Source organism: Ruminococcus sp. RTP21198st1_G1_RTP21198_201120 (genome assembly GCF_040924265.1).
Lineage (GTDB): Bacteria > Bacillota > Clostridia > Oscillospirales > Ruminococcaceae > Hominimerdicola > Hominimerdicola aceti.
On the sequence record NZ_JBCOMH010000005.1, the window covers coordinates 143,559 to 165,013 of the forward strand.

Below are 21,455 nucleotides of genomic sequence, written 5' to 3' on the forward strand. Positions count from 1 at the left end.
ACCAATTCACAAGAAAACTACTGCCCGCCAACCAAAATGGTATGACGGGCAGTAGTTTATATAGGAATTTGTTATGGGAATGTCAGAAAATCAGCAATGTCCCATCATAATGAGAGCCATAAGACAAAAACCTGTTACGATACAACTCATTGCGCCCATGATGTTGTCTATTTTTTCTGCTGTAAGCTTTTTCATAGTGATTACCTCCTTGGGGTCTAAAATAAACTATTCTGTTCTCAGTGCGATAACAGGGTCTTTCTTTGCCGCCACTCTTGACGGGAACAGACCTGCGATAAGCGTCAGGCAAACGCTTATTGCAATGAGTACAACTGCCGCACTGACAGGTATTGAAGCTCTTATCGGCACGTCCGTAAGATGTGCGATTATCATGTTTATCGGTATTGTGAGCAGATATGAGATAATTATTCCCAATGCACCTGCCACAAATCCCACGATAACTGTTTCGGCATTGAACACTCTTGATATATCCCTCTTTGAAGCACCTATACTTCTCAGAATACCTATCTCCTTTGTTCTTTCCAAAACTGAGATGTAGGTTATAATGCCTATCATGATAGATGATACCACAAGTGAAATTGCAACAAATGCAATAAGAACGTAGCCGATAGCGTTTATGATAGAGGTGATAGAACTCATCATAAGACCAACATAATCGGTGTATTCTATCTTGTCCTCTTCGCCGACACTGTCGTTGTAATCGTCGATAATATCTATTATCTTTTCCTTTGAAGCAAAGTCCACAGGATAGATATTTATGCTGTCAGGGTCTTCAACAACTGAATAACCAAGAGTTTTCATGTTGTTGTCATAGTTTGAAGTGGAATATTTTCCGCTGTTTGCAAGCTGATCCGCATTTGTGTCGGACTGTTCTTTGAGCATTTGCTTCATAAGCTCCAGTTGCTCGTCAGAAAGTGAAGCTATATACTTCTTCTGAGTTTCGGTAAGCGATGACATATCACCGCCCTGAATTGCTGACATATCCATTGAACCCATGGCATTCATGCCCATATCTGCAAGCTCGCCTGTATCGGAAGCACCGCTCTGCTCCATAAGAGCCTTATACTGCTCCTCAGTCATTCCCTCAGGTATCTCCATAGAGCTGTCGCCTGCCACCAAACCAGCCTTCTTATCTGTGTCGGAGTTGTCTGCTGTTTTGTCAGCCTTGCTTTCTGTATCGGCTGTGCTGTCGGAAACGGTTTCTGAACTGCTGTCTGTATCTGCCGCATTCTCATCCGTTTTGAACTTAAGTCCTGTGAAAACATCTATGTCAGGATTTGCTATCTGCTCTTTTACTATCTCGCTGTTATCTACTTCGTCGATAAGATATGTCATAAGGTCATGACGATAGCCTATCGCACCGCTTATGGAAGCAGAAGAAGCGTCCTCGTCAGGTCGCAGGATACCGACTACACTTATTTCTGTGCCATTTGCAACAGCCTTTTTCATGTAGCTCTCATCGCCTGTCATATCTTCCCACACACCGTCTTTTTTCTTATAGAAATCAGGTGTAGGAACGACCTTGAATTTCAGGTCAAGAAGCTCATCATAGGTGTAAACGTGCTGTTCGCTGTCAACGGATATATCCTCTCCTGCCATGGCACGTCTTACTATGCCGTTAAGTGAGCTTGGGTCGAGAAGTCCGAGAGAATAAAGCACATAGTCGTTTATCTCGTTGTTCTTATCAACTACAAGCACAACTTCGTTATATTTTTCAGGCAAACGTCCTGCGATAACGTCATACTGCTTGTCGATAAGCTCCTCATTATCTATCATTTCGCTCCATACGTCAGTACCCATGCCCATCATGCCACCCATTGAGCCACTCATGGACATTGCTTCCATCTGAGTTGAGGACATATATCCCATATCTTCAAGAAGCGTTGACGGATTGACCTGCATTACACCGCTGTCGCTCTCCGTGAAAACATTAAGTGTAGTGGCGTATGTGTACTGAACGTCGCTTGTAAGGTCTTTCAGGTCGCTGTTATCGTCAAGATATTTCTTGAACTTCTCCAGATTGTTGACCTTCGTTTCTTCCATGAGAGTGTTTATCATCTCGCCCATGGCATTCTGAGAATAGACCTTGTCTTTATCGTGGTTTGCTGAATCCTCATGGTTTTTCGCCATGGTGTTCATTATCTCACCTATACTTGCGGTGGTCTTTGTTATCTGAAGCGGATAGCTTGAAAGGGTATCAGACTGCACCTGATCTATATAAAGCTGAACACCGTTTGAGATAGAAAGAATAAGTGCGATACCGATTATACCAATAGAGCCTGCAAAAGAGGTAAGAAGCGTTCTTGCCTTTTTTGTCATAAGATTGTTTCGGCTCAAAGACAGCGCAGTAAGGAAGTTCATGGAAGTTTTAAGCTTTTTGCGCTCTTTCTTCGCCGCCTTTTTGTCAGCCTTTGTAGGCTCTTTTTCAGGCTTTTTGATAGGCTCAACAACATTCTTGTCAAGAGGGTCGGAATCATCTATGACCTTTCCGTCAAGAAGTTTGATTATTCTTGAAGAATATTTCATTGCAAGCTCAGGATTGTGCGTTACCATTATAATAAGCTTGTCCTTTGAAATGCTCTTCAAAAGCTCCATTATCTGAACACTTGTTTCAGTATCAAGCGCACCTGTAGGCTCGTCTGCAAGCAGAATGTCAGGCTCATTCACAAGCGCTCTTGCAATGGCAACTCTCTGCATCTGACCGCCTGACATCTGATTAGGCTTTTTGTGGAGCTGGTCGCCAAGACCCACCTGCTCGAGAGCCTTGACGGCTCTTTCACGTCTTTCTGACTTTGAAACACCTGAGAGGGTCAAAGCAAGCTCAACGTTTGAAAGCACTGTCTGGTGCGGTATAAGGTTATAGCTCTGGAACACGAAGCCTATGGAATGGTTTCTGTAGGAATCCCAGTCGCAATCCTTGAAATCCTTGGTAGATTTGCCGTTAATGTTAAGGTCACCGCTGGTATATCTATCAAGGCCGCCTATAATGTTCAAAAGAGTGGTTTTACCGCAGCCTGACGGGCCAAGGATAGAAACGAACTCATTCTCACGAAAATCAATGCTAACGCCTTTAAGGGCAGAAACGGTGGAATCACCAACGACATAATCTTTTTTTATGTCCTTTAAACTAAGCATATATATTCTCCTATTTTTGTTATTGTAAAGATATTATAATAGGGTTTTATAAACTCAGTTTAAACATAACACAGTTTTGGGTAAAAAAATTGTCGGAGGGGAGATTTAAGTGAGGAGTGAGGAATGAGAAATGAGAAATGAGGAATGAGGAATGGGCAAAGCAGACCAAAGTAAATTACAAGCATAAAGTAAAAATAAAGCACCGAGCGAAGCGAGAGATAAAGCGCACGCTCAAGCCCGGCGCTAGAGGGCTTGTGGGGTCTAGGGGCAAAGCCCCTAGCGGAGTATGAGGCAGAGCCTCAATCGGCGACAGCCGACTAGGTGCAGATTTAATGAAAAATAGCATAAAGAAGTCAGATTTTAGATGAAAGTGATATCGGAGAATTAAATCTGCACCGCTTTACTATCCTCCTGCACAACGTAAAGTCCGCAAAGAGCGGAGCGATTTTGCGGAGGAATAAACTATCCCGAATATCTGTAGGGGCGAACAGCGTTCGCCCGTGTTCAGAATTTGTTATAATTTCAGAATTGTAGGGGCTGGCGCCCTCGACAGCCCGCTCGAAGGAGTGAGGTTTGAATTATCAAGAGCTCATGTAGAAAACATTATGTGGATAACACAAATGAGATTGCAGACGAAATGTCGGAGGGGCGGGACGTCGGGGGCGCCAGCCCCTACAAGCGTGATAGGATAGTTTTTTGTTCTGTCCTACAATGGTTGTAATCGTGGACTTGTTTCTTCGACGGGCGAACGCTGTTCGCCCCTACAGATTTGTTGCCGTAATTTTGTGGCTTTGTACGATTTTTATTCAGTTTTCAAGCTTCAAACAAGGTGCAGGAAGTGCTTTTCTGTGCGATCAGAACCTCTCATCGTGTTCACCTAACTCACGTTGACAAAATGTTTCCTCATACACTGCTACCTTGCAGGATATTCAATTTGGGATAATACCCCTATACTTATCCCCGAAAAGCACCCCTTTTGTTGCATAAAAAATGCAACAATTGCAGAAATGTTGCCAAATTAAAATATAAATCATTTGTTTGCACAAGGCAATACCCCTGAAATTGTGCAGGATCAACATGAAATTTTGAACTAAATGTGTCTTGACATCGTTAATATCACGTTAATAAAACGGTGATATAATAAAAAAATGCAAAGTGAACGGAGGGGTAAAAATGTTTCACATACTTGTGGTGGAGGACGATACTAACACTCGCAAACTGACCTGTGATGTGCTTAGCGACAACGGCTACACACCTATCGAGGCTCGTGACGGTATAGAGGCTCTCGAAATAATGGACGAAAAACACGTTGACCTTATTATAATGGACGTTATGATGCCTCGTATGGACGGTTTGGAGCTTTGCGAAACTATCCGCAGGGCTGGGTTTCAGACGCCTATATTAATGGTGACGGCTAAGGAAACGGCTTTTGACAAAAAGCAGGGCTTTATAAAAGGTACGGACGATTACATGGTTAAGCCTGTGGACGAGGAGGAAATGCTTCTGCGTATTCAGGCACTTTTGCGACGTTCGCAGATAGTGAGCGACCACAAGATAACTGTGGGCGACACCACTCTCGACTATGACGCACTGACTATCAAGACCCCTGAGGGCATAAGGGAGCTTCCACCGAAAGAGTTCATGCTTCTTTACAAGCTTCTTTCCTATCCCGACAAGATATTCACCCGCCGTCAGCTTATGGACGAGCTTTGGGATATGACCTCAGACACTGACGAGCGCACTGTGGACGTACACATAAACCGCATAAGAGAGCATTTGAAGAATAACCACGATTTTGAGATAATGACAGTGAGAGGGCTTGGCTACAAGGCGGTCAAGCTGAAAGGATAGGCTCATGAAAAAACATCTTATCTCTGCTCTTCGCTCAGAGCGCAGGCGAAATTACACCATGAACGCCAGCATAGTTTCGGCGGTATTTATGATAATGATATGGGCAGGGCTTCTTACGGGATTTATAATGATAGGCATAAAAAGATGCCTGCATTTTCTATCCCCTTTGCAAATGCCTTTTGTTTTCCTTATTGTGGGACTTGTGGTATCTGTAATAATCGGCACTTGCATTTCTGCCGCTGTAGCAAGCAAGATAGTAAGACCTGTGCGTGAGGTAAAAAAGGCAATGCACAGGGTAGAAAAGGGAGATTTCTCTCAAAGGTTAGAGGTAACAGGCTTTAACGGCGAGATAGACGAGCTTATAGAAAGCTACAACAAAATGGCGCAGGAGCTTGGGGGCATCGAGATGTTCAGGGAGAATTTTATCAACAGCTTCTCTCACGAGTTCAAAACGCCTATCGTTTCTATCCAGGGCTTTGCGAAACAGCTAAAAAAAGAAAATCTGTCAGAAGAGAAAAAGCAGGAATACATTGACATTATCATCAGCGAATCAAGGCGTTTGACCAATCTTTCATCGAACATTCTTATGCTTTCAAAGCTTGAAAATCAGCAGATCATCACTGACAAGACAAGCTTTTCCCTTGACGAGCAGATAAGAAACTGCATACTTCTTCTGGAAAAGCAATGGACGGCTAAGGACATAAGCTTTGACATTGATATGCAGGAGATACAATACACCACCAATGCGGAAATGCTTTCGCAGGTGTGGGTGAACATAATAGGCAACGCCATAAAATTCTCCCCGGAGGGAAGCTCTATCAGAGTAAAGCTTTTCAAAGAGGGTGATGTGATAACGGCTGAGATAACTGACCGTGGCATCGGAATGGATCAGCAAACCATATCACACATTTTTGAGCGTTTTTATCAAGGGGACAGGGCGCACGCTTCAGAGGGAAACGGACTTGGTTTGCCCCTTGTTAAGCGTATCGTGGAGCTGTGCAACGGCAATATCCGTGTAGAATCACAATACGGAAAGGGTACAAATTTTATTGTTACGCTCCCTGAGAATGGATAGGCACATAAAAAGGACGGGTATTTCGCAGGAAATATCCGTCCTTGATTTTTTTATCTCAGGTCATCAATGCTGTAGCTGTTATAGCCCTCGTAATAATAGCTTTGGTCTATGCCCTTCATAAACAGCTCTCGGTCATTTGTATCCGCTGTGAGGGCATTTTTAAGCAGGTGCTTTATTTCGATATCACGAATGGGGCTTCGCTCCATGGCAAGGAGATAATCCTCCTTGTCTATCCTGCTCCAATCTACCGCCACAGAAAGCTCTTTTCTGAACATCATATCCAGCCATATGCGCATTGATCTGCCATTGCCCTCTCTGAATGGGTGGGCGATATTCATTTCAACATACTTTTCAACTATGCTGTCAAAGTCGCTTTGTGGCATTTTTTCGATATTTTCAAGGGAGCTTTCAAGATACATAACAGGGGCAAATCGAAACCCACCTTTAGCAATATTCACAGTTCTTATTTTCCCTGCGAAATCATAGATATCCTCAAAAAGATATTTGTGTATCTCTGCAAGAGCTTGAAAACTGCCTGCTTTCTGCTTATCCAAAATGCCATGTTCAACCAGCTTAACAGCCTTTTCCTTGCTTAGCTTTTCTTCTGTTCTGGCAAGGGTCGCAGAGTCGGTTATACCAAGTTTGTTTTCCAAAGCCATAAGCTGTTCTCCTTTCGGTGGATTTTAGATAGCCGCAAAGCCCTGCTTAAGATCGTCTATGATATCCTCGACATTTTCAAGACCTACGGAAAGTCTTATCATTCCGCCGTTTATGCCTGCGGCAACGAGCTGTTCGTCTGAAAGCTGTCTGTGTGTTGCGGAGGCTGGGTGGAGGATACAAGTACGGATATCGGCAACGTGAACTTCGTTGGAAGCAAGCTTAAGGCTGTCCATGAACTTTGCCGCTGTATCTCTTCCGCCCTTGATAACGAACGAGATAACACCTGCTGTGCCAAGAGGGAGATACTTTTCAGCAAGCTTATGGTACTTATCGCTTTCAAGTCCAGGATATGCAACGGACTCTACCTTGTCATTGCTTTCGAGAAATTTTGCCACTGTGAGCGCATTCTCACAATACTGCTTCATTCTTACAGGGAGAGTTTCAAGTCCCAGATTGAGCAGGAACGAGGAATTTGCAGCAGGATAGCAGCCGAAATCTCTCATAAGCTGCATTCTTGCCTTTACTATGTAAGGTGCAAAAGAATATTTCTCAGTGTAGATAGTGCCGTGATAGCTTTCGTCAGGCTCGGTCATGCAAGGGAACTTTCCGCCCGTCCAATCGAACTTGCCGCTGTCAACGATAACGCCGCCAACCTGAACTGCGTGGCCGTCCATATACTTTGATGTGGAATGGATAACGATATCTGCGCCCCACTCGATAGGTCTGCAAAGGTATGGAGTAGCGAAAGTATTATCAACGATAAGAGGAACACCATTCTTATGGGCGATATTTGCAAAACGCTCGATATCGAAAACTGTCAGCGCTGGGTTTGCGATAGTTTCACCGAAAACAAGCTTTGTATTATCCTTGAATGCCGCCTGTATCTCATCATCTGTAGCGTCTGGGTCAACAAAGATACACTCTATGCCAAGTCTTTTCATTGTTATGCTGAAAAGGTTTATGGTGCCACCATAGATAGAAGTGGAAGCTATAAAGCTGTCTCCTGCCTGACAGATGTTCAGGATAGAGCAAAGTGTGGCAGCCTGTCCGCTTGATGTACACATTGCGGCTGCACCGCCCTCGAGAGCGGCAATTTTCTTTTCAACTGCGTCTGTGGTAGGGTTTTCAAAGCGTGAGTAGATAAGGCTCTTGGTAGGGTCGTCAAAGACCTCGGCTATCTCTCTTGAGGAGTCATAGACATAGGTTGTACTTTGTACGATAGGCACTACTCTCGGCTCTCCGTTTTTAGGCGTATAACCCTCGTGTAAACATTGTGTTTCGATCTTCAATCAAATCAAATCCTTTCAATGCGGTAACGACCGCAAAATTTTTACCAATATAAAAAGCTTTTCAAAAAGCGTTTAAAACAGCAGTCCCCTCAGACCGCCCAAACATTATAAATGCGTTTATTCTGCATAGCGAAAACTCATAGCTGAATCGAAAATATCTTCTCCCATTGAAACATACTTTAGTGGTATCACCACATTATATTGTATATATTCGCTGTCAGAAAACTCGTATATGCCCTGAACGTTCACACTTTGATCCTCACCCAGAGCCGCAATAACACAGCCACGCTTGCCATTGCCAAGGTCAAGTCCCCGATAATCAAGCCAAACATTATCATCAGAGCTGATATCAGCCGACTTTGCATACATATCTAGCATATCATCGACCGTGGTCTTGTCAAGCCGCTGATAATAAGACAATGACAGATTTAACCCGTCATATTTTTCGTCCACTTTGCCGTCAATAAGATTTGCATAGACAATCTTCACATCTCTCGTGCCGTCAAAATCATCTGTAGTTATCTCATGCTTTTCCAACTTTGCGGCAGAAAATCCACCTATCTCAGGCAACTCTAAAGCGGCAGAAAAATCCGAAAGTTCTATGGTCAAACCGTTTTCAATATCATAACGGTCTATATCCACCGACTCTCCGTTAAACATATCATAAACATAGCTGTCTATGACCATGTAAACGCCACCCGTGGTGATATTCGCAGAAATGCCATTTTCGTCAACGAAACTTTCAAGTTTCGTGAACGTGCTATCCTCGTCAAACTGCATTATAACTGCACTAGCTTTCTGCTCGTCGCTTATTTTGTCGCTAAACTCAAAACGAATGACCCCACCCCCGAAATCAGCGTCAGTATACTTGACAGGTATACTAAGGAGCGGCTCGTCAGAATTTATCATTGCGTTTATACCATAATAATCAGAAAGCATTGCCTCTGCACCAAAATTGCCCTCCACGGTGCATTTGGCTGTATATGGTATTTCGCTAAGGTCACAAACAAGCTCAGGGTCACGAATTATTTCCACCTGCGAACTGTCATCCGTCTGCGAACTTTCCTCCACACTGTCGGGCATATCTGACACCGCTTCCGCAGTAGTAGTATCTTTCGTTTCTGAAACGCTGTCTGCGGCTTCCTCAACAGGTCCGCAGGCGCAAAGTGACACTGACAGCAATGCCGCCAGCAATACGGCTGTTTTTCTGCTATTTTTCATATTAAGTTTCTCCCTATTTTTTTATTTTGTTTACCTTACAAGTCCTTGAAGTCCACCCTTGCCCCCGTAAGAGCGCTTTCCATTATTATTCTTGCGCACTCTGAAAGTGACACTGCGCTTTTGCAGGTCATCATGGCTTTTTGTATGCAAAGTCCGAAAACTATGTGAAGCTCTCCCCTGCCTGCTGACTTCTGCGCTATAGGCAGAAGCGGTTGCCAAAGAAGCTTTATATAGCTTTGGACAGTTTCACCTGTGGTGCAGTTTCTTATTTTGCCAAAGCTTGCGCCCCCTGCATTTGCCGCAGTGTAGCGGAGCATTTCCCCAACGTCCGTAAAAGGCTCGTTATATTTTTTAAGCACTCCTGCGGTAAAAGACCACACTGAGTAGTTATTGCCCACAAGCTTTTCGTCAATGATATCGCCGTAGAAATACTTTCTGCCCGACTTATCAGTGAACACTGTGAAAACGTCCTCCTCTTGAACTCCCTCTGTCATGAAAAGCTTTCTCACGTCCTGCTGACAGGAATAGCCTGCAAGAGAACCTATACAGCACAAAAGGGATTGCGGGTGGACATAGCCCTCGGGGCTTCTCATGGCTCTGAGAAGTCTGTCGAATATTTCAAAGGCACTGCTTTTATATTGTTCAAGTTCCATTTTTATCACCGTTTCTCACGTTTTATCGAATATGCCAAATGCGGCTATCAACGCCGTAATAATGCTTTGTAAAGGTATATTTCACTGTCATGCCGTTTTTCTCGGCAACACGCCTTGAAGCTGTATTGCTGTCACGAATAATGGAATACACCTCGTCTGCGCCAAGTTTATCAAAGGCAAAGTCTTTGCAGACTTTAGCCGCTTCGGTACAATAGCCTTTGTTCCAGCAGTCACGTCTGAAAAGATAGCCCACTTCCATAACGCTTTCTCTGTCGGTATGCTGAATTGTGATACCGCACTGTCCGATAAGCTCGCCGCTTTCTTTGAGTATCACAGCCCAAAGCCCGAAACCGTAAATGCGGTATCTCACAAGCTGTTTGCAAAGCCACTCTCTCACTTCTTCATCAGAAAAAGCGTGTTCGTAGGCGTACATACACTTCTCGTCCTGCAAAATTTTGCAAAGAGCGTCAAAGTCGCCCTCGGTGAGCCTGCGCATATAAAGTCTATCTGTTTCGATTATCATGTTTTCGCTCCCCTTTTTATCTTTTTTATCACAAATCTGATGATACCAACATATGCAACCGCAAGCCCAAATCCTCCAAGCAGACCTGTTATGAGCCGACGTTTATTAGTGGACTTTTTCACCCCTGTATACTGCAAGAGCCAATCAAGCATTGTAGTTTCACAGCACAAAACCGCTGTCAGGGCGGATATATTTTTCTTTACGGCTAGCGGAAAGCCTATAAGCTGTCCTGCAAGCACGCCCGTACATCTTGCGCACACAGGAAACTGCCAGCCGTGGAAAAAGAAGCTTCTGTCGGGGCGCTGATGACAGCCTGCCGCCGCACCAAGCTTCATAAGATAAAGCCACAGCGCATATGGGTCTTTTCTCGTTCTCATGCCCTGAACTTATAGTCGCAATCGGGGCATACCCAATAGGAACGTGTTTTTGACTTGCTTTCCATGCCGCAAAGTCCGCAGATAAGCCCTGGCAGTCCGAACAGTATATAGCCGCAGCAGCCTTTTCCAAAGCCGTATTTGCCGCTTCTGTAGTCTGTTTCGCTTATAAGCTGACAGTTCCTGCCGCCACATTTTGGACAGCGTTTGCCTGTACAAAAATCTGCCATGGTGTTTTCCGCCTTTCTTTTGTGTGGTGTTTATCAGATAAAATTCAGGGGCTTGACGATCTGAAAAGACCTATCAGCCCGCTGAAATATTTTTATCTTTTGATATTATACGTTTATTTCTGCAACATCGTCAGACACGCCGTTTGCTTCAACAACAGGCTTTACGCAATTTTCGATAAATTCGTCCACCTGCTGTGGGCATCTGCCGATAAAGTTTTCAGGCTTCATTATCTTATCCATTTCTTCCTTTGTTATCATGAACATAGGGTCGTTAAGGATAAGCTCGCAGAGGTTATTGTCAAGTCCCTCTTTCTTAACTCTTGCACCTGCTACCATTGAATACTCTCTTATTCTTTCGTGAAGTTCCTGTCTGTTTCCGCCCTTTTCTACAGCGTCCATCATAATGTTCTCGGTAGCCATGAAAGGAAGCTCTGCCATAACTCTTCTTCTGATGATCTTGTCATATACTACCAAGCCGTTGTCAGGATCTGTAACATTGAGCATGATATTGAGTATAGCGTCAACACCCAGGAAAGCTTCGGCAACGGAAATTCTCTTGTTTGCAGAGTCGTCGAGAGTTCTCTCAAACCACTGTGTACCTGCTGTGAATGCAGGGTTGAGAACGTCGCAGATAACGTATCTGGCAAGTGATGTTATTCTCTCATCTCTCATTGGATTTCTCTTATATGCCATAGCGGAAGAGCCTATCTGATTTTTCTCGAACGGCTCTTCGATCTCCTTGAATGACTGCAAAATTCTTATATCGTTTGAGAACTTCATAGCAGACTGAGCGATACCGGCGAGAACTGAGCATACCTGATAGTCCATTTTTCTTGAATAGGTCTGACCTGAAACTGGAACGACAGCGTCAAAGCCCATTTCCTCGGCTATCATTTTTTCAAGCTCTTTTACCTTATCAGTATCACCGTGGAAAAGCTCCATAAATGAAGCCTGAGTGCCTGTAGTTCCCTTTGAGCCGAGGAGCTTGAGGTTAGCAAGTCTGAAATCCAGATCTTCAAGATCCATAAGAAGCTCGTTGCACCAAAGAGTAGCTCTTTTGCCCACTGTTGTGAGCTGTGCAGGCTGGAGGTGAGTATAAGCAAGGCAAGGCATAGCCTTATACTTATCGGCAAACTTTGCAAGCTGGTCGATAACCTTGACAAGCTTTCTCTTTACGACCTTAAGTGCATCTCTCATGATGATAACGTCTGTGTTATCGCCTACATAGCATGAAGTTGCGCCAAGGTGAATGATACCTGCTGCCTTTGGACAAACAAGGCCATAAGCATAAACGTGTGACATAACGTCATGACGAACAAGCTTTTCACGCTCAGCGGCAGCGGCATAATCTATATTATCAATGTTAGCTTCAAGCTCGTCTACCTGCTCCTGAGTAACATTAAGACCGAGCTTCATTTCAGCACGGGCAAGGGCTACCCACAGCTTTCTCCAAGTAGTAAACTTCTTGTCAGCAGAGAAAATATACTGCATTTCCTTGCTTGCATATCTGGTACAAAACGGGCTTTCATAAGAATTTGTCATTGTTCTTCGACCTCTTTCGTAATATTATATAATGTATACACACTTATTATAGCATATTTTTTGCGGGTTTACAATAGGTTTAAGGAGAAATGTTTACAGCGGGACGGCATTGGATAGAAAAGGAGCTTTTAAAAGTTAAATTTCTGTAAATTTTTAAGCAGAAACAGAGCTGTGCTTGACTTTTTGGGGCGGATATGTTATGATATTAAAGCCGCATATTCACGGTCATAAGTGTTTGTATTTGCAGACCACCGTGCGTAGCGAGTTTATTTAAAGGTAGGTGCATTCGTAATGTACGCAGTAATTGAAACAGGCGGAAAGCAGTATCAGGTTAAGCCTGGTGATGAGGTTTTCGTAGAAAAGCTGGACGTAAACGCTGAGGACGCTGTTACTTTCGATAAGGTAATGGTAGTTGGCGCTGACGACGGTATCAAGGTTGGCGCTCCATATGTTGACGGCGCTTCCGTAACAGCTAAGGTCATCAAGAACGGCAAGTCCAAGAAGGTGACTGTATTCACTTACAAGCCAAAGAAGGGCGAAAAGACCAAGATCGGTCACAGACAGCCTTACACTAAGGTTATGATCGAAGCTATCAACGCATAATGATCTGTGCTGATTTTTTCAGAAATGAGCATGACAGACTTGTGGGATTTCGTATAACGGGTCACGCAGGTTATGCAGATTATGGCGAGGACGTATGCTGTGCAAGCGTATCGTCTGCTGTAATGTTGACGGCTAACACTGTCACTGAGGCTTTTAAGATAAAGGCTGATGTCGCAGTGGAAGAAAACGAAATAATATTAAGGCTTGAAAATGACAGCTCAGAGGAGGGGGACAAGCTACTTTTAGGGCTTCTCACTCATTTATATTTTCTAGCTGAGGAATTTTCAGGCAGGATCAAAGTCACGGTCAGAGATAACTGATCGGACGGATTACATTTTATGGAGGTGTAATTTAGATGATTAAGATTTCAATGCAGTTTTTCGCTCATAAAAAGGGAATGGGTTCTACAAAGAACGGACGTGATTCTGAGTCAAAGAGACTTGGCGTAAAGAGAGCTGACGGTCAGTTCGTACTGGCTGGTAACATCCTCGTTCGTCAGAGAGGTACTCACATTCACCCAGGCGAGAACGTTAAGAAGGGTTCTGACGATACTCTGTTCGCAACAAGCGATGGTGTTGTAAGATTTGAAAGACTCGGTAGAGACCGCAAGAAGGTTTCGGTTTATCCCAAGGCTTAATTTTGTAACATATGACCCTGAGCCTTAGGCTTGGGGTCTTTTGTTGATTAATGACAACTAAATTTACGCATAATATCATTTATAAGGAGGTTTGATCATGTTTGTCGATCAGGCGAAGATCTATATAAAAGCCGGTGACGGCGGCGACGGTGCAGTTTCATTCCACCGTGAGAAATACGTTGCGGCAGGCGGTCCGGACGGCGGTGACGGCGGTAAGGGCGGAGATATTGTTTTCGTTGTTGACGACAATATCTCAAACCTTATAGATTTCAGATATAAGAGAAAATATGTTGCCGAAAAGGGACAGAACGGCGGCGGCAAAAACTGCTCAGGCAGAAATGCTCCCGACCTTGTGGTGAAAGTTCCTAGAGGCACTGTTGTTAAAGAAATAAAGAGCGGCAGGATACTTGCCGACCTTTCTACCGATGAGCCTGCTGTTATCGCTCACGGAGGCAAGGGTGGGCGTGGAAACGCTCATTTTGCCACTTCCACAAGGCAGATACCGAAGTTTGCAAAGCCGGGTTTCCGTGGTGACGAATATGAGGTCATGCTTGAACTCAAGCTTATTGCAGACGTAGGACTTGTGGGCTTCCCGAACGTGGGAAAATCCACGCTCATTTCTGTTGTTTCAGCGGCAAAGCCAAAGATAGCCAACTACCACTTCACTACCCTGACGCCTGTGCTTGGCGTTGTTAAGATAGAAGAGGGAAAATCTTTTGTTATGGCGGATATCCCAGGTCTTATCGAGGGTGCGAGCGAGGGCGTCGGTCTTGGTCACGAATTTCTCAGACACGTTGAAAGGTGCAGACTTATCGTTCACGTTATCGACGTTTCAGGCAGCGAGGGCAGAGATCCTATCGAGGATTTCAAGGCGATAAATCACGAGCTTGAAAACTTCTCAATGGAGCTTGCGGAAGCTCCGCAGATAGTTGCCGCAAACAAGAGCGATATGGCTACCCCTGAGCAGGTAGAAAGACTGAGAAACTATGTTGAGGATCAGGGACTTCTCTTCTATGAGATCTCTGCCGCTACCACAAAGGGTACAAAAGAGCTTATGTATGGCGTATGGGAGCGACTTTCTGTTCTTCCGCCTGTTAAGCAGTTTGAAGCTCAGCCGCTCACGCAGGAGGAGCTTGACGATAAGCTCATCTCAAAGAAAGACTTCCGTGTTACTGTGGAGGACGGCGTTTATTTCGTGGAAGCAGATTGGCTTCTTGACATACTCAGGACGGCTAATATGGACGACTACTCCTCACTGCAGTATTTCCAGAACGTACTCAGGACCAGCGGCATAATCGACAAGCTGGAAGAAATGGGTATCGAAGAGGGCGACACTGTTTCTATATTCGACTTTGAGTTTGAATATCTCAGATAGGAGGGAGCGTCACGGGAAAGCTTTCTGATATGGACGCTATGCAATACTCCCCTCTGGCACTGGCTTTTATCGGGGACGGCGTTTACGAGATAAGGGTAAGAGAAAAGCTTATCCTTGAAGCTAATATGCCTGCGGACAAGCTGCACAAGCTCACTGTTGAGAGGGTGTGTGCGGAATATCAGGCAAAGGCTGTTCACAAGTGGCTTGACGATGGGCTGCTTAACGAACAGGAAATGGATATTTTCAAAAGGGGCAGAAATGCAAAGGGCATAAATGCTCCGAAACATTCCACTGTGGGGGAATACCGCATGGCAACAGGTTTGGAATGTCTTTTCGGTTTTTTATATCTCACGGGGCGTGAGGAACGTATAGGTGAACTGTTCGAGGCAGCATGGTCTGTGGGCAGCATCAATGAATAATATTACATCAAGGAGTGAATCAAATGTCAGGTCATTCAAAATGGGAAAACATTAAAAGAAAAAAGGGTGCAACAGACGCTGCAAGAGCTAAGATATTTACAAAGATAGGCAGAGAGATCGCTGTTGTAGTTAAGCAGGGCGGTGCTGATCCTGCAGGTAACGCAAAGCTGAGAGATCTTATCGCAAAGGCTAAGTCAAACAACGTGCCTAACGATAATATCGATAGAATTATCAAAAAGGCAGCAGGCGACGGCGACAAGAACAGCTATGAGTCAATGGTATACGAGGGCTACGGTCCAAGCGGTGTTGCTGTTATCGTTGAGTGCCTTACAGACAACAAGAACAGAACAGCAGGCGATATCCGTCACTTCTTCGACAAGTTCGGTGGAAACATGGGTACATCAGGCTGTGTATCTTTCATGTTCTCTGATGTTGGTACTGTTGTTATGGAGAACAATGGTGCTGACGAGGACAAGATAATGGAGGACTGCTTTGAGGCAGGCGCTGACGATTTCAACGTTGATGACGATGTTATCGAGATATCATGCGACCCTAATCAGGTTTCTTCTGTAAGAGAAACTCTTGAGGGAATGGGTTACAAGGTACTTTCTGCTGAGGCTGAGAAAGTTCCTTCAAACTACACAACTATCGAAGACGAGGACGCTATCAAGAAGATGGGTCTGCTTCTTGAGCATCTTGAGGACGATGACGACGTTCAGAACGTTTACCACAACTGGGAGAATATGCCGGTTGAAGAGGAAGAATAATCAGGAAGATTTCTGACACTTTACTATTGACATTTACATATAATGTGGTATAATAGAATTAGAAAGATTTATTCTTTTAATAGGGGTTGCGAATCCGTCTAAAATCGCTTTAATAGAGGTCACAGAGCCTTTAAAAATACTGTTTTAATAGGGGTTGCGAATCCGTCTAAAATCGCTTTAATAGGTATTTAAAGGGTCAATTTGTTTTGACCCTTTATTTTTTGTATGGAGATGTATGAACGTGCAGAAGTGGAAAATAATAAACAAGGATTACCTTGACTATCTGAGAGAAAATTATGAGTCGAGGATACCAAGGACAGACTACGGAAATGATAAGCTGAAGCCGTTCTTTGGAGAGCTTATGCGTGTGGGTGACCTTGCATATGTGACGCAGGTATCTTCTGCAAAGCCAAGACACAATAAAATAAAGGCAAATATAGATTTTCAGAAAATAATACATAATGACGTGCTTATAGCTGTTGTAAATCTTAATTATATGTTCCCTGTGCCTGTGTCTGAAATGACAGACCTTGAATACGGAAAAATCGAGGAGTATGTTGATTTCAAAAATGATACTGCCAAAAGCAAATACATTGACCTTCTGAAAAGAGAAATGAAATATATCAAAGAACTTCCTCTTGAAAACAATGCACGCTCATTGTATGCTCTCAAATATGACAAGCCTGAACACGTAATATCAAAGCGTTGTTTTGATTTCAAAACATTGGAAAATGGTGCGCATAAATGGACGGAGAAGCTCATAAAATAATCATGCAGATATGGGGGACTGACGCTTGCAGGGCGGCAGTCCTTTTTAAGCTTTAAACGACGATTTTTCGGGGATTTTCGTGTTAAAATCGCTGAAAATCCTTGCAGCTTTGCGGTGCTGTTTGTAAGTTGTGCTATTGACATAAAAGGGGTTATAGTATATAATAATCGTATGTGTAGATATTGCCCTGAAAAGATAAAAAATACAGATAATGGGCGATAAGGAAGAAGCAGAAAATGATAGGAGGAAACTTATGAACAAGATTTTTTGTTCTGCTCTGACAGCCGTTGTTGCAGGTGCTATGCTTACAGGCTGTGCCATGCCTTGGGAAAAGGGTGCTGATGACGACGTTGCCCCTGGTGGTTATTCCTATACGGCTGACTCAAATTCAGAACAGAAACAAGCTTATCGCTGGCTCATAGAGCCGACTATAAACGCCGATAATATCATTTCTTTTGACGGAAGTCAGGTCGACCCTAACAACGAAAAGAACACAGCTTATGCCAACTATTCTGTTATCAGACAGAATGGCAAATATGGCATTATAGACTACAGCGGAAACATGGTAGTGCCTGCGGAATATGACGATTACTACACCTGCTGGTGCGGAGAGGTCACGCTTTTCAATATTATAAATGAAAAGAATGATGAATATGAGTATTGCAGTATCGACAGCTCGAATCAGGTAGTATACTATGCGGCGGAACATCATGACAGCTCACCGAAATATTACTGGAACAGCAATGAGGAAAAGATCTATGTAAAGGACGCTGACGAAGAACAGGGCGAAGAATACACTGGCAAAAAGGCTGTTGTGGTATGTGAAGCTGACGTGAAAAAGTCTGACAATGGTTTTTATGACATTTCTCCTGTGAGCGAACCGCTTTACGGGCTTGCTAAAAAGGACAAGCTTATACTTGATATGCAGTACACTGATTTCTATGCCCCTGCATACAAAGGCGCAGGACTTACCTGCATCGCCTTTGAGAACGATGAAGGCAAGTGGGGATATGTTGGTTCTGACGGCAAGACTATAATCGACTTCAAGTGCGACGGTGACATGAGTGCCTATTGCGGAAAGGTGATAGATGACGAGATGGCAGTTCATCCTTATCTTTTCACTGACGATTATCTGCCGGTATCCATAGATTCATCATATGGTTATTATGACATAGACGGCAACTGTATCGTAAAGCCAGGCGAGTTCGATCAGGCAAGACCTGCTCACAACGGCAAGGCATGGGTAATGAAGTCTGGAAAATGGGGCGTTATAGCATTCGGTGACGCACCTGTGGAGGAGGACTCATCAGAGGAAGAGACCACCACAACTACGACCACCACAAGCTACATCACCACGACCACAACTTCAACGACCACCAAAACAACTTCGGTTTCAACAGAAACGAAAAAAGCAACTGAAACTACTCCATCTTTGACACAGCCAAGTGAAACCACTGAGGTGTCAACGAACACGGAAACTGTTACAGAAACAGTAACGGAGCCTGTTACGGAAACTGATCCGCCTGCTCCTGAGCCTGAGCCTGAACCGACACCTGAACAATAATACAAATATAGAAAGCCCTGCATTAGCAGGGTTTTTTTGTATAACAAAAAAATAATATTAAAAACGCACAAACCATGCAGGGGACGGCGCCCCTATATTTTTGCACATAAAAAGCCCTACCGAAGCAGAGCTTTTCTTTTTACTGGTTATATATCTCTTTCCTGAGAAGTGCTTTGCAGGCTTCAAAATCCACTTCGAGAATTGATTGACCGTCAGATGATGTGCCATATGAATAGGAATCATCATCAGGTATTCTCATGGACTTTATCTCGTAATTCATGGAGAATATCGCCTTATAGGTAAGAGCAAAAAGCTGTGTCTGGGACATATTGGTTGTAAGATGTGACATTGATGCTTTTGCGAACTTGTCTATAGTCAGCGGATCTGAGCTTTTCGCCTTTTCGATTATCTTTGTGATAACTGTTCTCTGGCGTTCTGTTCGCTGGAAATCTGCGTTGCCAACATATCTAAGTCTTGCATAGGCGAGTGCCTGATTGCCGTTTACATGGAGCTTCTTTCCGCCCTTATCAAGATAGTCTGTACCCTTTTTATTTCCAAGAAGCTTGTTTTGCTCTGCCATTGGAGGCTTCATGCCCTCGGCCTCTTCGTCGGAAATGTCAAGCTCGATACCGCCAACTGCGTCAACGATATCAACGAATGACAGAAAGTCGATATAAACATAATCGTCAACGGCAATATCAAAATTATACTCTATGGTATCCATAAGAAGCTCTGCACCGCCGTAAACATACGCTGCATTGAGCTTTGACCATGTGTCTATATCATTTCCGTCAGCGTCAATGCCCTTGATATTCACATACATATCACGCATGAAAGAGGTCATTGTTATCTCTTTTGTGGTGCTGTTAATGGAGAGAAGTATCATAGAGTCTGTTCTGCCACGCTCGTCAGCGTTTCTTGTATCAGAGCCTATAAGCAGGATATTTCGTACATCAGAGCTGTTCATAGAAGCGTCTGTGTTCGTTCGCTGACCTCTTTGCACCTTGTTCACCATGCCTATGTATCGCCATATAAGCACGTTCGCCAATATGAAAACCACCAAAAGTATGATGATAAGCACCTTGAAAAATGTTTTTATAGGGTGTCTTTTTTTATTTTCCACTTTGTTTTTACCTTTTTTGTTCGTCTGACCGTTACGGCTTTTATTGTTTTTGCCAAATTGCAGGTCATTATTTCGTCTTTGGGCTGAGGTCTTGTTGCTTTTTGCTGACTTGCCTGAACCTCTCTGCTTGCTCTGTCTGTTCTGTGGACGTGACGTTTGTCTGCTCTGTGTCTGCCGTCTTGGAGTGCTTTCTCTGTATGAGCCTGCATAGTCTGATGATGAACGGCTTCCCTGCCCGTATGGCTGAGCTGTACCCTGTGTATTATCATCAGGGTAGCCAGCGTCATAGTAATCGTCAAAGTCGTTCACGCCCTCGTCTATTTGCTGAACACGCTGTCCGCCAGCACCGCTTATGCGGTTGAACTCGTCAAGCTGTCGCTGATATTCCTGTTCATAGTAGTCCTGAGGCTTATTATCGTTTGTGTAGTTTTGTTGTCTGTCTTTATTAGCCACCTGACTGCACCTCCGTTCATTTTTACAATACCAATATTATAGTACATATCAGGCTTATTGTCAATGACAGAAAAAAAAGGCGGAGCTTTTTCTGACCCGCCCCCTGTCAAGTAGACAGCGCAAAAAACAAAAATATTCTATGTTGTGACTAAAAGCAGTCTGTGCAATTTGTGCAGGCTGCTTTGTTGTTAGCAAATGGCAAGCACCGACCAGCTAAGCAGCATACGCTTCATGGTATTCCATAGGTGTCATGCTGCTCAGTTTGATCTGGTAACGCCTTGTGTTGTAATAGGTTATGTATTCCTCTATCGCTGAAATCAGTTTGGTCTTATCCGTAAACTTGCGAAGATAATACATCTCCGATTTTAAGATTCCCCACCAACCCTCCATTGGTCCGTTGTCGATGCATCTCCCAACACGGGACATACTTTGTATCATTCCTGCATCAGTCAGTTTTTGATGAAATAATTTGTTGGTATACTGAAAGCCACGGTCACTGTGGAAGATTGGGTGAGCATCAGGATTCAATCGAACAGCTTCGTCAAATGTAGAAAACACAAGTTCGTTGTTATTGCTTTCCATAATTTTGTATGTTACAATTCGTCTGTCATACAAATCAAGAATTGCGCTGAGATACAGTTTTCTGATCTCTGTTCCTACGTAATATTTAAATTCAGTTACATCTGTAAGCCATTTTTCGTTCGGCTTATCTGCGTGGAAATCTCTGTTCAGAATATTCTCCGCTGTGATTTGCGGCGTTGATGGAATATATGTATTCTTCTTGACACGGGTAACAGATTTCAGATGAAGAATCTGCATCAGTCTGTAGATGCGCTTCTTGTTGAAATGTACATCATGCTCACGGTTGATCACGACCGTCATCTGACGATAACCTAAGATGCCGTTGCGCTCCTCATAGTGCTGTTTGATCCATTCTACAAGCTGCTCATTGATCTGCTGGCTATGGCTCGGTGTCCGATGCAGCCACTTGTAGTAAGCCGAGCGTGCAACGTGTACAGCAGCGCAGAGCTTCTGAATCGGATAATGCTCTGCTTCATTCATGTATTTGATTGCAATATACTTGTCCACGTTTCGTACTCCGTTCAGTGACCGCCCCCTCTCAGCTCCCTGAGTTTTTTTAACAGTTTAATTTCCATTTCCTGATCTTTAAGCT

Annotated in this window: 21 protein-coding genes; 10 read left to right on the plus strand and 11 right to left on the minus strand. The window is 43.9% G+C overall.

Going from position 1 to position 21,455, the window contains the following annotated elements; all coding sequences use genetic code 11:
* Window positions 1–225: 225 nt before the first annotated feature.
* Window positions 226–3,153, minus strand: a complete 2,928-nt coding sequence (locus AB5627_RS04865; RefSeq protein WP_022286584.1) for an ABC transporter ATP-binding protein/permease — start codon at window positions 3,151–3,153, stop codon at window positions 226–228.
* A gap of 1,173 nt (window positions 3,154–4,326) precedes the next feature.
* Here AB5627_RS04865 and AB5627_RS04870 point away from each other — a divergent pair.
* On the plus strand, window positions 4,327–5,004 hold the full coding sequence (locus tag AB5627_RS04870; RefSeq protein ID WP_022288721.1) for a response regulator transcription factor: 678 nt from the start codon (window positions 4,327–4,329) through the stop codon (window positions 5,002–5,004).
* A 4-nt stretch (window positions 5,005–5,008) separates the two neighbouring features.
* Window positions 5,009–6,079, plus strand: coding sequence for a HAMP domain-containing sensor histidine kinase (locus AB5627_RS04875; RefSeq protein ID WP_022288722.1), 1,071 nt, complete (start codon window positions 5,009–5,011; stop codon window positions 6,077–6,079).
* A gap of 50 nt (window positions 6,080–6,129) precedes the next feature.
* Here the strand turns inward: AB5627_RS04875 and fic are convergent, their stop codons facing one another.
* The 8 genes from fic to purB all read right to left on the minus strand — a co-directional run bounded on the left by fic (window position 6,130) and on the right by purB (window position 12,571).
* Window positions 6,130–6,738 carry a protein adenylyltransferase Fic gene (gene fic, locus AB5627_RS04880; protein WP_022288723.1) on the minus strand — a complete coding sequence of 203 codons (609 nt, stop codon included), beginning with the start codon at window positions 6,736–6,738 and terminating at the stop codon, window positions 6,130–6,132.
* Window positions 6,739–6,762: 24 nt separating this feature from the next.
* Window positions 6,763–8,028 (minus strand): O-acetylhomoserine aminocarboxypropyltransferase/cysteine synthase family protein, encoded by a 1,266-nt coding sequence (locus tag AB5627_RS04885; RefSeq protein WP_022288724.1) that lies wholly within the window; start codon window positions 8,026–8,028, stop codon window positions 6,763–6,765.
* Between the two features lie 117 nt (window positions 8,029–8,145).
* The gene (locus tag AB5627_RS04890; protein WP_022288725.1) at window positions 8,146–9,249 is read right to left on the minus strand and encodes a hypothetical protein; all 1,104 of its coding nucleotides are present in this window, start codon (window positions 9,247–9,249) and stop codon (window positions 8,146–8,148) included.
* Window positions 9,250–9,284: 35 nt separating this feature from the next.
* Window positions 9,285–9,902 (minus strand): hypothetical protein, encoded by a 618-nt coding sequence (locus AB5627_RS04895; RefSeq protein WP_022288726.1) that lies wholly within the window; start codon window positions 9,900–9,902, stop codon window positions 9,285–9,287.
* A 22-nt stretch (window positions 9,903–9,924) separates the two neighbouring features.
* A complete protein-coding gene (locus AB5627_RS04900; RefSeq protein WP_022288727.1) occupies window positions 9,925–10,425 on the minus strand; it encodes a GNAT family N-acetyltransferase in 501 nt (166 codons plus the stop codon).
* Window positions 10,422–10,802 carry a DUF2085 domain-containing protein gene (locus tag AB5627_RS04905; protein WP_022288728.1) on the minus strand — a complete coding sequence of 127 codons (381 nt, stop codon included), beginning with the start codon at window positions 10,800–10,802 and terminating at the stop codon, window positions 10,422–10,424. The genes AB5627_RS04900 and AB5627_RS04905 overlap by 4 nt, the downstream gene beginning before the upstream one ends.
* Entirely contained in the window at window positions 10,799–11,029 is a 231-nt protein-coding gene (locus AB5627_RS04910) for a hypothetical protein (RefSeq protein ID WP_022288729.1), read from the minus strand. Before AB5627_RS04910 ends, AB5627_RS04905 begins: the two co-directional genes overlap by 4 nt.
* 105 nt (window positions 11,030–11,134) lie before the next feature.
* Window positions 11,135–12,571, minus strand: coding sequence for an adenylosuccinate lyase (gene purB / locus AB5627_RS04915; RefSeq protein WP_022288730.1), 1,437 nt, complete (start codon window positions 12,569–12,571; stop codon window positions 11,135–11,137).
* Window positions 12,572–12,862: 291 nt separating this feature from the next.
* Here purB and rplU point away from each other — a divergent pair, with 291 nt between their 5' ends.
* The 8 genes from rplU (at window position 12,863) to AB5627_RS04955 (ending at window position 18,705) form a co-directional block, all read left to right on the plus strand.
* Window positions 12,863–13,174: a 50S ribosomal protein L21 gene (rplU, locus tag AB5627_RS04920; protein ID WP_022288731.1), complete on the plus strand. Its 312-nt coding sequence runs from the start codon at window positions 12,863–12,865 to the stop codon at window positions 13,172–13,174.
* Entirely contained in the window at window positions 13,174–13,494 is a 321-nt protein-coding gene (locus tag AB5627_RS04925) for a ribosomal-processing cysteine protease Prp (protein ID WP_022288732.1), read from the plus strand. Before rplU ends, AB5627_RS04925 begins: the two co-directional genes overlap by 1 nt.
* A 35-nt stretch (window positions 13,495–13,529) precedes the next feature.
* Window positions 13,530–13,811, plus strand: coding sequence for a 50S ribosomal protein L27 (gene rpmA / locus AB5627_RS04930; RefSeq protein ID WP_022288733.1), 282 nt, complete (start codon window positions 13,530–13,532; stop codon window positions 13,809–13,811).
* A gap of 97 nt (window positions 13,812–13,908) precedes the next feature.
* Window positions 13,909–15,186: a GTPase ObgE gene (gene obgE / locus AB5627_RS04935; protein ID WP_022288734.1), complete on the plus strand. Its 1,278-nt coding sequence runs from the start codon at window positions 13,909–13,911 to the stop codon at window positions 15,184–15,186.
* A 29-nt stretch (window positions 15,187–15,215) separates the two neighbouring features.
* Window positions 15,216–15,605, plus strand: a complete 390-nt coding sequence (locus tag AB5627_RS04940) for a Mini-ribonuclease 3 (protein WP_022288735.1) — start codon at window positions 15,216–15,218, stop codon at window positions 15,603–15,605.
* A 23-nt stretch (window positions 15,606–15,628) separates the two neighbouring features.
* On the plus strand, window positions 15,629–16,372 hold the full coding sequence (locus AB5627_RS04945; protein WP_022288736.1) for a YebC/PmpR family DNA-binding transcriptional regulator: 744 nt from the start codon (window positions 15,629–15,631) through the stop codon (window positions 16,370–16,372).
* Between the two features lie 241 nt (window positions 16,373–16,613).
* On the plus strand, window positions 16,614–17,141 hold the full coding sequence (locus AB5627_RS04950) for a type III toxin-antitoxin system ToxN/AbiQ family toxin (protein WP_181979807.1): 528 nt from the start codon (window positions 16,614–16,616) through the stop codon (window positions 17,139–17,141).
* Window positions 17,142–17,394: 253 nt separating this feature from the next.
* Complete coding sequence (locus AB5627_RS04955) at window positions 17,395–18,705, plus strand: WG repeat-containing protein (protein ID WP_022288738.1); 1,311 nt, start codon at window positions 17,395–17,397, stop codon at window positions 18,703–18,705.
* Window positions 18,706–18,844: 139 nt separating this feature from the next.
* Here the strand turns inward: AB5627_RS04955 and AB5627_RS04960 are convergent, their stop codons facing one another.
* Both AB5627_RS04960 and AB5627_RS04965 read right to left on the minus strand, forming a co-directional pair.
* Window positions 18,845–20,281: an LCP family protein gene (locus AB5627_RS04960; protein WP_022288739.1), complete on the minus strand. Its 1,437-nt coding sequence runs from the start codon at window positions 20,279–20,281 to the stop codon at window positions 18,845–18,847.
* 213 nt (window positions 20,282–20,494) lie between these two features.
* The gene (locus AB5627_RS04965; RefSeq protein WP_117865876.1) at window positions 20,495–21,370 is read right to left on the minus strand and encodes an IS3 family transposase; all 876 of its coding nucleotides are present in this window, start codon (window positions 21,368–21,370) and stop codon (window positions 20,495–20,497) included.
* Window positions 21,371–21,455: the final 85 nt, after the last annotated feature.

Excerpts from the sequence above, each read along its gene's own strand:
- AB5627_RS04905 (WP_022288728.1), bottom strand. The coding sequence starts at position 10,802 with ATGAGAACGAGAAAAGACCCATATGCGCTGTGGCTTTATCTTATGAAG.
- AB5627_RS04910 (WP_022288729.1), bottom strand. The coding sequence starts at position 11,029 with ATGGCAGATTTTTGTACAGGCAAACGCTGTCCAAAATGTGGCGGCAGG.
- AB5627_RS04940 (WP_022288735.1), top strand. The coding sequence starts at position 15,216 with ATGGACGCTATGCAATACTCCCCTCTGGCACTGGCTTTTATCGGGGAC.
- purB (WP_022288730.1), bottom strand. The coding sequence starts at position 12,571 with ATGACAAATTCTTATGAAAGCCCGTTTTGTACCAGATATGCAAGCAAG.
- AB5627_RS04945 (WP_022288736.1), top strand. The coding sequence starts at position 15,629 with ATGTCAGGTCATTCAAAATGGGAAAACATTAAAAGAAAAAAGGGTGCA.
- AB5627_RS04870 (WP_022288721.1), top strand. The coding sequence starts at position 4,327 with ATGTTTCACATACTTGTGGTGGAGGACGATACTAACACTCGCAAACTG.
- AB5627_RS04890 (WP_022288725.1), bottom strand. The coding sequence starts at position 9,249 with ATGAAAAATAGCAGAAAAACAGCCGTATTGCTGGCGGCATTGCTGTCA.
- AB5627_RS04865 (WP_022286584.1), bottom strand. The coding sequence starts at position 3,153 with ATGCTTAGTTTAAAGGACATAAAAAAAGATTATGTCGTTGGTGATTCC.
- AB5627_RS04900 (WP_022288727.1), bottom strand. The coding sequence starts at position 10,425 with ATGATAATCGAAACAGATAGACTTTATATGCGCAGGCTCACCGAGGGC.
- obgE (WP_022288734.1), top strand. The coding sequence starts at position 13,909 with ATGTTTGTCGATCAGGCGAAGATCTATATAAAAGCCGGTGACGGCGGC.
- AB5627_RS04955 (WP_022288738.1), top strand. The coding sequence starts at position 17,395 with ATGAACAAGATTTTTTGTTCTGCTCTGACAGCCGTTGTTGCAGGTGCT.
- rplU (WP_022288731.1), top strand. The coding sequence starts at position 12,863 with ATGTACGCAGTAATTGAAACAGGCGGAAAGCAGTATCAGGTTAAGCCT.
- AB5627_RS04875 (WP_022288722.1), top strand. The coding sequence starts at position 5,009 with ATGAAAAAACATCTTATCTCTGCTCTTCGCTCAGAGCGCAGGCGAAAT.
- AB5627_RS04925 (WP_022288732.1), top strand. The coding sequence starts at position 13,174 with ATGATCTGTGCTGATTTTTTCAGAAATGAGCATGACAGACTTGTGGGA.
- AB5627_RS04895 (WP_022288726.1), bottom strand. The coding sequence starts at position 9,902 with ATGGAACTTGAACAATATAAAAGCAGTGCCTTTGAAATATTCGACAGA.
- fic (WP_022288723.1), bottom strand. The coding sequence starts at position 6,738 with ATGGCTTTGGAAAACAAACTTGGTATAACCGACTCTGCGACCCTTGCC.
- rpmA (WP_022288733.1), top strand. The coding sequence starts at position 13,530 with ATGATTAAGATTTCAATGCAGTTTTTCGCTCATAAAAAGGGAATGGGT.